This window comes from Phenylobacterium montanum, assembly GCF_018135625.1.
Taxonomy (GTDB): Bacteria; Pseudomonadota; Alphaproteobacteria; order Caulobacterales; family Caulobacteraceae; genus Poindextera; species Poindextera montana.
The window spans coordinates 1,166,167-1,180,085 of record NZ_CP073078.1 but is presented as its reverse complement, the minus strand read 5'-3'; the positions used below and the strand labels follow the sequence as shown (position 1 = coordinate 1,180,085).

Annotated in this window: 11 protein-coding genes; 5 read left to right on the top strand and 6 right to left on the bottom strand. The window is 65.0% G+C overall.

Translation table 11 applies throughout. The features are described 5' to 3' along the window. Window positions 1-3: 3 nt before the first annotated feature. The 4 genes from KCG34_RS05330 (at window position 4) to KCG34_RS05315 (ending at window position 4,716) form a co-directional block, all read left to right on the top strand. The gene (locus KCG34_RS05330; RefSeq protein ID WP_211939355.1) at window positions 4-1,233 is read left to right on the top strand and encodes a glycosyltransferase family 4 protein; all 1,230 of its coding nucleotides are present in this window, start codon (window positions 4-6) and stop codon (window positions 1,231-1,233) included. A 63-nt stretch (window positions 1,234-1,296) separates the two neighbouring features. Next, window positions 1,297-2,463 carry a glycosyltransferase gene (locus KCG34_RS05325; protein ID WP_211939354.1) on the top strand — a complete coding sequence of 389 codons (1,167 nt, stop codon included), beginning with the start codon at window positions 1,297-1,299 and terminating at the stop codon, window positions 2,461-2,463. 34 nt (window positions 2,464-2,497) lie between these two features. Beyond that, the gene (locus KCG34_RS05320) at window positions 2,498-3,256 is read left to right on the top strand and encodes an FkbM family methyltransferase (protein WP_211939353.1); all 759 of its coding nucleotides are present in this window, start codon (window positions 2,498-2,500) and stop codon (window positions 3,254-3,256) included. 125 nt (window positions 3,257-3,381) lie between these two features. Beyond that, window positions 3,382-4,716: an O-antigen ligase family protein gene (locus KCG34_RS05315; RefSeq protein WP_211939352.1), complete on the top strand. Its 1,335-nt coding sequence runs from the start codon at window positions 3,382-3,384 to the stop codon at window positions 4,714-4,716. Between the two features lie 23 nt (window positions 4,717-4,739). Here KCG34_RS05315 and KCG34_RS05310 read toward each other — a convergent pair whose 3' ends face one another. Continuing rightward, window positions 4,740-6,509: an alpha/beta hydrolase gene (locus KCG34_RS05310; protein ID WP_211939351.1), complete on the bottom strand. Its 1,770-nt coding sequence runs from the start codon at window positions 6,507-6,509 to the stop codon at window positions 4,740-4,742. 824 nt (window positions 6,510-7,333) lie between these two features. On the opposite strand from KCG34_RS05310, the gene KCG34_RS05305 reads away from it, so the two are divergent. Then, window positions 7,334-8,110 carry a WecB/TagA/CpsF family glycosyltransferase gene (locus KCG34_RS05305; RefSeq protein WP_211939350.1) on the top strand — a complete coding sequence of 259 codons (777 nt, stop codon included), beginning with the start codon at window positions 7,334-7,336 and terminating at the stop codon, window positions 8,108-8,110. Between the two features lie 402 nt (window positions 8,111-8,512). On the opposite strand, the gene KCG34_RS05300 is transcribed toward KCG34_RS05305, so the two are convergent. From KCG34_RS05300 to rfbC, 5 genes are read right to left on the bottom strand one after another with little or no spacing between them, the layout of a single operon-like run. Beyond that, window positions 8,513-10,333, bottom strand: a complete 1,821-nt coding sequence (locus tag KCG34_RS05300) for an endo alpha-1,4 polygalactosaminidase (protein WP_211939349.1) — start codon at window positions 10,331-10,333, stop codon at window positions 8,513-8,515. Then, window positions 10,317-11,192, bottom strand: a complete 876-nt coding sequence (gene rfbA, locus KCG34_RS05295; RefSeq protein WP_211939348.1) for a glucose-1-phosphate thymidylyltransferase RfbA — start codon at window positions 11,190-11,192, stop codon at window positions 10,317-10,319. The genes KCG34_RS05300 and rfbA overlap by 17 nt, the downstream gene beginning before the upstream one ends. Further along, complete coding sequence (rfbD, locus tag KCG34_RS05290; protein ID WP_211939347.1) at window positions 11,189-12,106, bottom strand: dTDP-4-dehydrorhamnose reductase; 918 nt, start codon at window positions 12,104-12,106, stop codon at window positions 11,189-11,191. The genes rfbA and rfbD overlap by 4 nt, the downstream gene beginning before the upstream one ends. After that, complete coding sequence (rfbB, locus tag KCG34_RS05285; RefSeq protein WP_211939346.1) at window positions 12,103-13,155, bottom strand: dTDP-glucose 4,6-dehydratase; 1,053 nt, start codon at window positions 13,153-13,155, stop codon at window positions 12,103-12,105. Before rfbB ends, rfbD begins: the two co-directional genes overlap by 4 nt. Then, entirely contained in the window at window positions 13,155-13,739 is a 585-nt protein-coding gene (gene rfbC / locus KCG34_RS05280; RefSeq protein ID WP_249138229.1) for a dTDP-4-dehydrorhamnose 3,5-epimerase, read from the bottom strand. The genes rfbB and rfbC overlap by 1 nt, the downstream gene beginning before the upstream one ends. Window positions 13,740-13,919 lie beyond the last annotated feature (180 nt).

The following is a 13,919-nucleotide window of genomic DNA, read 5'->3' as shown; positions in this document are numbered from 1 at the left end:
GTCATGCCGACGCTTCTGTCCCTCAACAGCTACCACTATCGGCGCGGCGGCTCCGAGACCGTCTATTTCAACCACGCCGCCCTTTTTGCGGATCACGGCTGGACCACGCGCTCCTACGCCATGCGCCATCCGGACAATCTTCCCTGTGCGGAGGAGGCGTTTTTCCCGGAGTGCATCGACTATGGCGGAGCCGGCGGCTCGAAGCGCAATCTCGGCAACGCCCTGAAGATCATCTGGTCGCAGGAAGCGCGCGACAATCTCGCCAGGCTGCTGGATCGAGATGCGGTCGATGTCGCGCACGTTCACAGCATCTATCATCACCTGTCGCCGTCGGTTCTGGCCGAACTCAAACAGCGGCGGTTGCCGGTCGTGATGACGGCGCACGATTTGAAGCTGGCCTGCCCCAACAACAAGATGCTGAACGCGGGCGGTGTTTGCGAACGCTGCAAGGGTGGGCGGGTCTGGAACGCCGTTCGCTACCGCTGCATCAAGGATTCGGCCTTGGCGAGCAGCGTGATCGCGGTCGAATCGGCCGTGCACAAGGCGCTCAACCTCTATGGCCGCCACCTGGATCGCATCATCGCGCCGAGCCGCTTCTACCGCGCCAAGCTCATCGAATGGGGCTGGCCTGAAGAGCAGATCGTCCACATCCCCAATTTCGTCGATGCGCCGAGTTCCGATCGGTTGGAGCCGGGGAGGGGAGAGCACGTGCTCTATTTCGGCCGCCTGGCGCCGGAAAAGGGCCTTGAGACGCTGATCAGGGCGGCCGCGCGTTCAAGGCGCCCGGTGCGGCTGGCGGGAACCGGGCCGATCGAGGAGCCGCTCAGGGACCTGGCCATGACCCTTGATGCGCCGGTGACGTTTCTCGGATTTCTCGCCGGCGCCGCACTCTGGGCGGAAGTCGAAGAGGCGCGGGCGGTAGTGCTGCCCTCGGAATGGTACGAGAACGGCCCGATGAGCGTCATCGAGGCGTTCGTTCGCGGCCGTCCCCTGATCGGCGCCCGCATCGGCGGCATTCCGGAGCTGATCGTCGAAGACCAGACCGGCTGGTCGTTCGAGTCGGGCAATATCGACGATCTTGCCGACAAGCTCGATCGCGTGAGCCGGACCAAAGCCGACGAACTCGAGGCCATGGCGCTCGCCACGCGCAGTTTTGCGCTGAAGCACCATTCGCGAGAAGCCTATTACGGCGCCATGAGCGCCCTCTATCGGGAGATCGGGGTTGCAGCCTGACTTAGGTCCGACTTGGCGCTCTGGAACTCGCCATGACCCGTCATGGGCGCGGGGAGCCGACTGATGCAGGTGCGCGCCAAGCCGAAGGTCGCCTTCTACCTGCCTGGCTTCTTCATGGGCGGGGCCGAGCGCCATACCCTGCAGCTGTGCGCCGGATTGAGCGCCCGTGGCTTCGAAACCCTGCTGCTGGCTCACGGCGGCCATGTCGCCGAGGGCCTGCGGGACGCTGCAGACGGCGAAGGCGTGCGGGTGCTCGGCCTCCGGGGCATGACCAGTCTGCGAAGCTGGGTGATGGCCTACAAGGCGTTCCGGGCGGCGGACGCCGACATCATTGTGGCCGTCAACGAGGCCATGGCCATTCGCGCTGTACTGTTGCGCGCGCTGGGCGCCACCCGGGCCAAGCTGGTGTGCACCTTTCACAGCACCCTGCTGCTGCCGGCAGACGAGCGCCGACTGCCGCTGTTTCGCTTGGCCGTCAGGTGGCTGGATACGCTGGTCTTCGTCAGCCGCAACCAGATGGCCCACTGGCGCGGTCGCCGGCTTCGCACGCCTACGGCTGTCGCCATCCCAAACGGCGTCGACCTGGAGCGCTTTGATGGCGGCGAGCCGCGCGCCATCGCGAAGCAGCGGCTGGGACTCAAGCCCGAAGACTATGTCGTCGGCGTCCTCGCCAGCTTCCGTCCCGAAAAGAACCATGAGCTCCTGCTTCGGGCTGCAAGGCGCCTTATCGAGACGGGCGTCGACCTGAAACTGCTCTTTGTCGGTGACGGACCACGTCGCCGGGCGATCGAGGCGCTGGTTCAGCAACTCGAACTGACAGGGCGGGTGATTTTCGCCGGTGAGCACGCAGATGTGCGGCCGGTGATCGCCGCCTTTGATGTCGGCGTGATCTGCAGTTCGGGCGTAGAGACATTCTCGCTGGCGGCGCTTGAAGTGCTGGCCAGCGGCGCGCCCATGGTCATGAGCGATATCGGCGGCGCGTCGGAGATCGTCACCCCGGGCGAAAACGGCTTCCTGTTCGAAAACGGCGATATCGCTGGGCTGACGGAGAGCCTAGCCACACTCGCCGATCCCGAGGTGCGGGCCCGCCTGCAGGCTCAGGCCAGGCCGTCCGTGGAGCGATACGATCTCGCCAACATGATCGAAGCCTATGACCACCTGCTCTGCGGCCTCCTCCAGGCTGGCAACGCTTCCGACCGAGCCGGCGCGGCTCTTGCATCCGCGCCTTGAGACCCGCAGACCGTTCAGGACCATTGGCGCCACGATGAAAAAGCTCGTCAAATCCCTGTTCCCGGCCCAGGTCCGGTGGCTGCAGTCGCGGCGCCTGATGTGGCGCCACTACAGGGTCACCGGGGAGTATGAGCTGCGGGAGCTGCCCCGCTATGTTCGGCGCAATGCTGTCTCCGTCGATGTCGGGGGAAACATCGGCGTCTACACCTTCCATCTGGGCAGGCTGTCGCGCAAGGTGATCACCTTCGAGCCGAACCCGGACTATGTGTCCCAGATCAAGGCGCTCGGCGTGCGCAATGGCGAGATCGAGCAGGTGGCGCTTTCCGAACAGGCCGGCGAGGCGGAGCTCCGCATTCCCGCGCTCGAGGGCGGAGAGGCGCCTGGAATGGCCAGCCTGAGTGAGATGGCCGTGCCGGACGGCGCCTGTCTGCGCACCATTCATGTGCGCATGGCCCGCCTCGACGACTATAGCCTAAGCCCTGTCGGGTTCATCAAGATCGATGTCGAGGGCTTCGAGGAGAGCGTGCTGGCCGGGGCGATGGAGACCATCCGGCGCGAGCGCCCCAATCTTCTGATCGAGATCGAGGAGCGGCACAATCCGGGGGGACTCGAACGCATCCGCCAGCGGCTGGCCGATCTGAACTACAAGGGATATTTCTTCCTCGACGGAAGCCAAAGGCCGATCGCCGAGTTCGATCTTGCACGCCACCAGGATCCCGCCAATCTGCAGGATGCGGCGTTCCACAATCGCAGGGCCCTGCCTTATATCAACAACTTCCTGTTCGTAGCGTGACCATGTGCGCGTCCCCCAGACGATCTGAAGACATCCGCATCACAAGCCCGCTTGCGGCCGCAGTCCGTCATCCCGTGACCGGCCTTCCGAAGGCGCCCGCGGCGGCGCCGAGGGCCTAGGACGACATGGCGCGCGGGAAACTCAGGCTGGATCTGCGCAGGCCGGCGCCCTGGCTGCTGGCCGCCTATATGGTGCTCTACATTCCGGTCGGGCTGGCGCTCATCTACAACAACGGCATCGACGCCTTCACCAACGACAAGTTGCTGGCCACCTGGAGCTATGTGCACCAGGCCTTCATCTTCGGCGTTTTCGTTCTTATCCTGTTGAGCCCGCGAACGCTGCAGGCGTTGCGCACGACAGCGCCCATGTGGCCTTTTGTGATACTGACACTCGCTTCGATGACCTGGAGCGCGGACCCCAAGCTGAGTTGGGCGGGCTTTGAGCTGGTGTTCGGCGCAGTGATCGTTCTGCCGGCCATCTATGCCTGGCTCGGCCAACATCGCGGGCTCCGCACCACAGGCTTCCTCAACGGCCTGATCGTCGTGGCTAGCCTCGTCGCCGCCCTCGTCTATCCAGCCCGGGCCGTGGTTCAGGCCTCCAATATCGTTGGGGCGGAATATGCCGGCGCCTGGCGCGGCGTGCTGATCCACAAGAACGTTCTTGGCCAAGCCTCGTGCGTGGCCTTGCTGATCCTGATTCAGCAACCCCGCGCCAGAAGCCTGCTGTGGTGGCTGTTCGCCGCCAGCGCCGCGATCTGCCTCGTCTTTTCGCGCTCATCCAACTCGGTCCTCGGATTTGGCGCCGGCCTGATCGCCTATGTCGCCCTGAGCGGGCGCGTGACACGGCGCCCCTGGGCGCTGGCGCTTCTGGGCCTGGTGATCTGCCTGCTGGCTTTCGGCCTCGCCATCAATGTCGACGATCTGGCCCGCGCACTCGGCCGTAGCTCGAATTTCAGCGGCCGCACGGACATCTGGCGCTACGCGCTGCGCCTGATCCAAAAGCAGGCCCTGCTGGGCCACGGCTACGGCACGGTCGATAGCGCCTTCAAGTCGCGCAGCATCGTCGCCCTGCATTCCGACGCCGTGAACCCGCACAATGGCTATCTGGACCTCGCCTTCGATCTGGGCGCCGCGGGCCTGATCGCTCTCCTATGGGGCGTCGCGGTCATCCTGCTCAGGGCGTACCGGCTCATTCTGCACGGTCACAGTCGCGAACGCCGCATCGCCATCTGCTATGTCTCCATGATCGTGGCGAGCCTGACCATGGCCATGGGCGAGGCCGCGCCCCTGCGCGTCGATGGCGATGGAGCTGCTAGCTTTTTCCTCGCGTTGGCCGCGCTCTCGCAACTGGACGCCCTTCGGCGACGGCCGGTCTCCCGGCTCAAGTCATCGCCGGTCAGGCTGGTCGAACCGATCTCGCCTGAGCCCGTGCTGGCCGCCGAGCCCCCCTTGTTGTCGTAGCTTTCTGCCCTGTTTGGCTCGACTCAGCCGGCCCGTCCAGCCGCCGGCGCAGACCGGCTCGGCAGCTCGGCTTTGATGCGGGCAGGCTCGATATGGGCGGAAAGATTGCAGCTCAGGCGATCGGCGAGAGAATTGGCGGGCTGCAATCGCTCGATCAATGCCTCGATCAGCCGTTCCCGGTCCGTCTTGCGGACAAACAGATGGGCGGTCTGGGCCATGAAGACCGACTTGACCCCCAGCAACCGTTCGAACTCGGTGCGAGGCGTCGCGAAATATTCTTCCAAATCCTTGATGAACTCGTCCTCGTCGCCAAAGAACATCCAGGTCTGCACGCGTCCCTGCGTGACTGCGCGCACGCTACGCGCAACAAACCAGGCCCTGACACGGGCGACGGGAGTGAAGCTCGTTCGCATCGCGATCCGAACGATCGCCTTCACAAGGCGGAGCGGTGTCATTCGCCCTGTGAACGTCATCCGCCAGTTCTGCGGATCGCGGACCAGGCGCAGATACCGCCAAGTCTGGGTCGCCACCCTATGCGCCGGCCTGTCGGTCCAGAAGAGCTCAGGCGTGCCGATCAGGAACTGGCCGACGACGCGAGGGTCCCGCTGGGCGATGTTGAAGGCCAATTGGGCGCCGCGGCAAAAGCCGACGAGCACGAAGCGATCATGGCCGAGTTTCTGCAGATGATCCAAAGCTGCGGTCACGTCGGCGAACCCATCCGACAGGTGCTCGATGGGCGGGCGCTGGCCAGGCCGATCGGGGCTGTCGCCCACGCCTGCGACGTCAAATCTCAAGGATGTCAGCCCACGCAGGGCGAGTTGACGGGCGAGTGCGACCCATAGGCGGCCGGTGCCGACGTGAGAGGTGGAGCCGGTATTGACCAGGACGACCGCCGGGTCGCCTGGGACGGCTGCGTCGGCCTGGCAGACGACGCCAAACAGCGGGCTCGGGCCGGGGAGGAACTGAAGCGTCTCGGTTGCGCCGGGTGTCGGTAGCGAACAGGCGCCCAACCATGGCTCGCTTCCGGATGGGGCCTCTTCCGGCGCTTCCGGCGCCGCTTCACCGACCCAGCGACCGATGAGTTCTACGATGGAGGGCGGCATGACGGAGAAATCAGCGTCGACCAGAAAGTTGGCGTAGTCTGGAAAATCGGCGCGTTCAACGGCGAGGGCCGGATCATCCAGCCGCTGGGCCAGCACCTTGTCGGGCTGGGCGCCTTGCGGGGTGATCAGCAGTATTCTTTCCGGGAGAGGAACGGCGTCCTTGAATGGCTCCAGCTTTTCCAGTGAGGCGAGGGCCGGGGCGTTGAGATCGATCCCGCTGACGCTGATTGCGCCGCCCACGATCGGATCGCGCTGGGTGAGCTTGGCGATCATTACGAGATGACGCCGGTAGGCCCGGCCGGAAACGACGGGGTCGATCATCGCCAGGCCGTCGATATCGCCGATTTCAGCGGCGGCCGCGGCGGCGGCCAGACAGCCGAAACGCAGGCCGACAATGACGAGGTCTTCGCGCGGAGCCTGCGATTTCAACCACGCGATGGCGGCCTTTACGTCATCGACCCAGGCTCGCACGCTGTCTTCGTTGTCTGCGAGGTCTCCAGAGTCGCCCTCGCCGCGATAGCTGAAACACAATACGGTGTGTCCGGCATCGCTCAAGGATTGGGCGATGCGCCGCCAGGATCGGTGCGCAAACTCGCCCTCCCGGCCAAGGGCGGGGCAGAGCAGAACAGCCCGCCCGCTCCGTCCCCTGCTCCACCAACCAGCGCAGCGTCCAACAAGGACTGGCTCCAACCTTGCCTCCCGCGAGCCCGCTCCAATCCAGGCGGCGATCCTACACCGTAGCCCCGGTCATCGACGCCTGGTCAACAACCTTTCGCCATATTTCCTTCTTCAGGTTGTGACGCATCGAGCGCGCTGCGGGGCCGCGAGCCGCGCCCCGGGGGCCAATCCGCCGATCGATCGTGAACTTGGCCATCTGACCTGATCGTCGGCCCGGAACATAGACTCGACGCGCTCGGCTGCTGGGCCGGGAAAGCCGCCGCGCTAGACAAAAGATCATTGTCGGCTGTCCCCCCGAACCGCCACGATATGCAAAATTTATCTGCGCCGCACCGGGTGGGTCCAGAGTTAATTGCGCCAGAAGCCAGCTTCAGCTTGGGAACCGAACACAATCTGGGTCGCTTCTAAGGCTTTGTTTATCGTACCGCGCGATGGTGAGGCGTTGCCATAGTGGGTGAGCGTAGGTCGATGCTGGTCATAACCCAAAGCGAGCGGGCGCTTGCGGCGCGTGCCGACGTCAGGCCGCTGCCCTTGCCGCCTGGACCCAGTTGGGTAGCCGCGGCTTGCCTGTCGCTCGGCCTTTGGGCGGGCATCATCGGATCTGGGTTGTTCATGATCCACCGGCTCTAGTTTGCAGCGTTCAGGTCGCCTCAGTGCTGCAAGATGACAGAGCCAAATCGCCGGGCAGCGCAGACGCCCCACTGAGCGGGCCTGCGGACGAGCCAGATTCCGGCGCTGTCGAGCCAATGGCCCCCCGCAAGCCGCGTACGAAGCGAGTCCGCCCCTTTCGCCGTCGACGGCGCTCCGATGAGCGGGTGTCGTTGCTGGGGGCGGAGATGGACTTGGTGCGGCCCGAGGAGGTGTTATTCCAAATCGCGCGAGCGATCGACGAGCGCCGAGGATTTTGGGTCGCCAATCACAACCTCCACAGCCTTTTTCTCTACCGGCAGGACGAAGAATTTCGCCGCTTTTTCCGCCGCGCGGACCTGATCGAAGTCGACTCCGTTCCGGTGATCGGCTGGGCCCGTCTGGTCGGCCGGCGCAGCCGAACCTTTCATCGCTGCACCTATCTGGATTGGCGCTCGCTGTTCTGGAACGCAGTGACGGAAAAGGGCTGGCGGGTCTTCTTCGTCGGCGGCCAGCCGGGCGTGGCCGAGCGGGCGCGTGCTGAGATTCTGGCGCAATGGCCCCAGGCGCGCCTACAGGTTCGTCATGGCTTTTTCGACGCGGAGCCACGAAGCGCAGAGAACAAGGCGCTACTCCGTGAAATCGAACTCAGTGGCGCCGATATCGTACTGGTCGGCATGGGTATGCCGCGTCAGGAAAAATGGATCCTGGCGAACGCCGGGGCCTTGGGTGGGCGTGTGGTGCTGCCGATCGGGGGAGCGTTCGACTATGAAGCCGGCGAACAGGTCCCATGTCCGCGCTGGCTCGGTCGATTGGGTTTCGAAGGGCTGTTTCGCCTTTGCATGGACCCGCAGCGACTGTTCGTGCGCTACTGCGTCGAACCCTGGTGGCTGATCGGTCCGGCCGGCCGCGATGTGCTGCGGCTTGTCAAAGCTGGATGGAGCCGGCTCGCCGAAGCGCTGGATGTCGGGGCTGAGCTCGGATGACGCCGAGCCCTTGCGACGGATACTGAGGGGCAGGCGGGTGATGCGCCGCGAAAGATGTCGCTAGTGGTGGGCCCACAGGCGCGTAATCGCGCTGATGATCGCGATCCAGAAGCCCAGATCGACAGCCAAGGCAATAAGCCTCAAGGCTGAGATGTGAACCCGTCGCTCAAGTTGATGACGCACGTTCGGTTCATCCTCCACGACCGCCAAGGTTAAGCCCCGGCCATCATCCATTTTCGCCCGAGAGGGGCGCAAATGGGCGGGTCAGATATCGTCGGGTGCTCAGCACCCCTCGATTCTTCTCCTGCGCCTTCAGTTGAACAGATATGGGGGTGCGCCGAACCAGGATAAATTGCCGCAGACGGGACTGGCGCCAAAGCCGCTCGCAGATAGGTCTGGGCCTTAGCGGGCGTGCGGCCGCTCCGAGGCGTCGCAGCCGACGGTCCGGCCTGGCGAGACAGCGACGGTGCGGTCGGAAAACCGGATGAGCGCTACGTGGATGAGCCGGTCAGGGCCTTCGCCGCTCTTCAACCCGGTTACGACCGCTGAGCCGGCGCCGGTGATCTGCAGGCGATAGCTGCAGGCTGGACCGCCATAGACGACCGTGTTGCGCCCGCCGCCGCCATCGATCTCGTCCTGCGCCCCCGCCATGATCGCCGGGCTGGCCGGGAATGCGGCTCGGCCGAATTCGGCGCTCCCGCCGCCGCTGAGGTAGGGCTCGCGCACCCCGCCGAAATAGCCGCTGTGGGTGGAATAGGCTCCCTGTTTCAGGTCGGCGTCGAGACCCTCATATCGGACGCGCCTCAGGGTGACGACGGCGAAGTCCTGCGCGCTGGTGTAGTAGGTTCCAACACCTTCAAGCCTCAGGGACTTCAGCCTGGTCAAAGGCGGGACCGCGAGATCCAGGTCGACCTCTTCAGGCTGGGTCGGGTTTGTTCCGGCCAAGGTGTTCCAGGTGCGAGAGGGCTTGCCGTCTATAAGGACCTTGATCCCCGGAAGCCTGGCCTTCGGGCTCTTCACGACTTTCAGGGAGATCGAGAGACGCCCCTGCTCGGCGGCCGCAGCAGGATGGGCGAAGATCAGGTCATCGCCCGCCCCGCCGACGATGGTATTTGCGCCGGGGCCGCCGATCAGGACGTCGCCCTGGTCGCCGCCGCGAAGGCTCGCGCTGGCGGCCGAGCCGCCTGACAGATAATTCTTGATCGAAGCCCGGCCCTCGATCTGTGGCCGTGTGGGCTTGGCGGTGGCGATGTAGGGGCCGCGCGAGATCGTCTGCAGCCCGCCTCGTGCGATGACGCCGGAGGGGATCCAGCCAAGCGCGGCGTAGGCTTGGAAACTGGCTTCGGCCGCCGTGGGATCTGTCGGCGCCAGATATTCGCTGGCGAAAACGGGAAGGCCTGAACGCGCGTAGGCCGGCGCGACCGTCTCCAGGATGAAGCGCCGACTGGCCGCCGGTAGGGCTACATCCTTCGACGCGGTCAGACAGTGATAGAGGCATTCTGAAAAAATGCCGTCGAGCGAGGACAGGGCTTCGGGCGCCGCAAGCGCGACGCCCTGCGGATTGTTGGCCAGCAGGAAGAAGGGCCGGCCCAGGCGCCAGGAGTCCACATGAGCCCTGACTTCGCCGAGCAATCGAGCCAGGGCTTGCGCAGCGTCGGGGTAGGGCGGATTGCCAAATGGGTTGCCGTTTGACCACTCGGTGTCACCACTGGCGACATCGAGGAAGGCGCCGTCATAGCCCTGCGCCTTGATCTCATCCAGCCGCCGAAACAGGGCCTGCCGCCAGGCCGGCGTCCAGTAGCGGACTGAATAGATGTTCGGCCAGTCCGGGTTCCGCCCGCCGAACCAGTCGGGGTGGGTCCTGTCGAAGAGCTCCGGCGTTTCCCAGGGGGAGGCCTCCGTAAGATCCAGATAGTCCAGGATCAGCTTTCGCCCCTGCGGGTCGGCGAGCTTCCTGTCGAACGGTCGAGCGCCCGTAACCCCGCCCAGAATGATGAGGTCCTGCGGGGCCGAGGCGATGGCGTGTTCGAGCCCAGGCGTTTTGGTGTTGGTGTCGACCAAATAGAGGAACGAGCGGACATCCCTCAGGCTGGTCGGAGGGGCCGCGCTGACCGGCGCGATCGCAAGCCAGCCAACGAGCCCTGCGGCGAGGGCGAAAAAAAAAGCAAGCCGCCGGCGTGCGCCCTTGCCGATCTCGGCGGCTCCGTCACGGCTGCGCTTCATGAGCGACGCCCAGGAGATAGCGCGCATAGTCGCACTTGCCGATGGCCTGACTCAGCCGCACCAATTGTTCCCCATCGATGAAGCCTTGTCTGAAGGCGATTTCTTCCGGGCAGGCGATTCGGAAGCCCTGCCGCTTTTCCAGTGTGCTGACGAACTCAGCGGCTTCGAGCAGACTGTCGGGCGTTCCGGTATCCAGCCAGGCGAAGCCGCGCCCCATGATCTCGACGTTCAGCTGTCCGGCTTCCAGATAGGCCTGGTTGACGTCGGTGATCTCGTACTCGCCGCGCGCAGACGGGCGAAGCTTTGCTGCGATGTCCACGACCGACGCATCGTAAAAGTAAAGGCCCGTCACGGCCCAGTTCGATTTTGGCTGGGCCGGCTTTTCCTCGATCGACAAGGCGCGGAAATCGCGGTCGAACTCGATCACGCCGTAGCGCTGAGGATCCTCGACGCGGTAGGCGAACACAGTGGCTCCCTCGGTTCTGGTGGCCGCCGCGCTCAGGCGCTGCGGCAAGCCATGGCCGTAGAAGATGTTGTCGCCCAGGATCAGCGCGCAGCGGTCCTCGCCGATGAAGGTCCGCCCGATCACGAACGCCTGCGCCAAGCCTTCCGGGCGCGGCTGCTCGGCATAGCTGAAGTTCATGCCCAGCGCCGATCCGTCCCCCAGAAGGCGCTGGAAATTCGGCAGGTCCGAGGGCGTGGAAATGATCAGAACGTCGCGTATCCCCGCCAGCATCAAGGTGGACAGCGGATAGTAGATCATCGGCTTGTCATAGATCGGCATCAGCTGCTTCGAGGTCACCAGCGTCATGGGATAGAGACGCGTGCCGCTGCCGCCAGCCAGAATGATTCCTTTCAAGGTCGACCTCCGAGCGTGGGCTTTGGTCCGAAGAGCTGGTCCAGGCATCTGGCCATCGAGATGCTCGCCGGCGGGGTTCGAAGGCCGAATATGTCGGCGAGTCGGTCGCAGGCGAGGCGGGAATTGGCGGGGCGGGCGGCGGCGGTGGGATAGGCCGAGCTGGGAATCGGCTCGACCTTGGCGCTGGGTTGGCCCCGCGCAGCCAGGCCCAGCATGATTTCCTCGGCGAACGCGCGCCATGACATGGCGTCCGGCCCGGCCAAATGGGTGACGCCGGCGAAGGCTGGATCCCAGCCCGAGCTGGCGATCCGCTCCGCCAAGGCCAGGACGGCGTCGGCGATGTCGTCGGCCGAGGTCGGGCATCCGATCTGATCATCGACCACGCGCACGAGGTCCCGCTCGCTGGCCAATCGCGCCATCGTCCGCAGGAAATTGGAGCCAAAGGGCGAATAGACCCAGGCGGTGCGCAGGATGATGTGCTGCGGATTGGCTGCGGCGACCTCGAGTTCGCCTGCCAGCTTGGACCGCCCGTAGACGCTGCGCGGTCCAGGCGGGTCGTCTTCAACGTAGGCTGAAGGCTTGGTCCCATCGAACACATAGTCGGTCGACAGATGGATGACCGGCGCGCCGATGGCCGCGGCGGCCCGCGCCACCTGGGCTGCGCCGTCACGATTGATCGCGAAAGCCAGGTCCGGTTCGCTTTCGGCGCGGTCGACGGCGGTGTAGGCGGCGGGATTGATGACGATGTCGGGGTGGATGGCGGCGATGGACGCTGCGATATGCTCAGGCTGCGCAAGATCGATCTGGCTCCGATCGCTGGCGATCACAGTCAGGTTCGGGTAGCGCGCGGCGGCCTGCCTCAGGCTCGTCGCCACCTGGCCCTGCGCCCCGATCACGAGCAGCCGAGGCTTCATGCCGGCAGCAGGCCCAAGCGCTCGCCCGCATAGACACCGCGCCGAAGCGGTTCCCACCAATCGCGCCGTGACAGATACCAGGCGACCGTTTTCTCGATGCCGGTCTCGAAGGTCTCCTCGGCGCGCCAATCCAGCTCGGTCTCGATCTTCGCGGCGTCTATAGCGTAGCGCTGGTCATGCCCCGGCCGATCGGTGACGAAGGTGATCAATCGCTCGTGCGGCCCCCCTTGCGGACGCATCTCATCCATCAGGGCGCAGATCCGACGCACCACGTCGATGTTTCGCCGCTCGTTGCCGCCGCCGATATTGTAGGTCTCGCCCGGCCGGCCGCGCTCCAGCACCCTGACCAGCGCCTTGGCGTGGTCCTCGACATAGAGCCAGTCGCGCACGTTTTCTCCGGTTCCGTAGACCGGCAGGGGCTGGCCATCCAGAGCCGAGAGGATCGTCAGCGGAATGAGCTTTTCCGGGAAGTGGTAGGGGCCGTAGTTGTTCGAGCAGTTGGTGATGATCACCGGGAGCCCGTAGGTCCGGCGCCAGGCCATGGCGAGATGATCCGAAGCCGCCTTGCTGGCCGAGTAGGGCGAACTCGGATCATAGGGACTGGTTTCGGTGAAGCGGCCGTCAGAGCCCAGAGACCCGAATACCTCGTCGGTGGAGACGTGAATGAAGCGAAACCGCTCCGCCCGGCCGGGTTCGGCCCTGGCCAGGCGTCGCCGCGCCGCCTCCAGGAGCGTGAAGGTCCCGACGATGTTGGTGTCGACGAAGACCCGAGCCCCGGAAATCGACCGGTCTACATGGCTTTCCGCCGCGAGGTGGATCACCGCGTCCGGATCATAAGTGTCGAACAGGGCGTTGATCGCCGCCTCGTCGCAAATATCGACTGTTTCGAGATGAAACAGGGGGCTTTGGCTGACCGGTGCGAGCGAGCTGAGGCTCGCCGCGTAGGTCAGCTTGTCGACGACGATCACTTCGCAGCCGAGGTCGCCGATCAAGTGGCGACATACCGCCGATCCGATGAAGCCTGCGCCGCCGGTCACGAAGATGCGCATCAGATCCCCTCCGGGTCGCCGGCCAAGCCCACGGCGAGGGCCGAAGCTCGATAGTCGAAGTAGGCCGGCGATTGGGCGAGGCGAGGCTGGGCCTGGTCTTTCGTGGAAAGGATCGCCTGGGCGCCGGCGAGGCCCCAATCGATGTTCAGGTCCGGATCGTCCCAGGCCAGCCCGCGCTCGCGCTCGCGGTCGTAATAGGCAGTCACCTTGTAGAAGACCTCGCAGTCCGGTTCCTGCGTCGCATAGCCGTGGGCGAAGCCGGGCGGGACCCACAATTGCCGGCCATTCTCTGCCGAAAGCGTGACGGCGACGTGCTGGCCAAAACTCGGCGAGCCCCGCCGGATGTCGACGGCGACATCCAGGATCGACCCGCGCAGGCAGCGAACGAGTTTGCCCTGCGCGGCCGGACCGATCTGGAAATGCAGACCGCGTACGACACCCTGTTGGGCTGAGAAGGCCTGATTGTCCTGCACGAAGGCCAGGCCCGGTTCGAGCGCTTCGAAATGTTCGGCGCGAAAAGCTTCGAAAAAGTAGCCGCGTTCATCGCCGTACCGCGATGGCGTCACAAGGGCCAAACCGTCCATGTCCAGGCGCTCAATCCGCGTCATCGTCCCGATGGTTCCCCAAAGCCCGGCCGCCGCTCCAAGCATAGCAACGATCGGCCTGCACTAAATCAGAATTGCGCAAGCGCCAGCTTGATCGTGGGCAAGTTGTGCGCGCCCAGGTCGCTCGCGCTCTCGCTTGGTCTGCAAAAGCCACGCCAT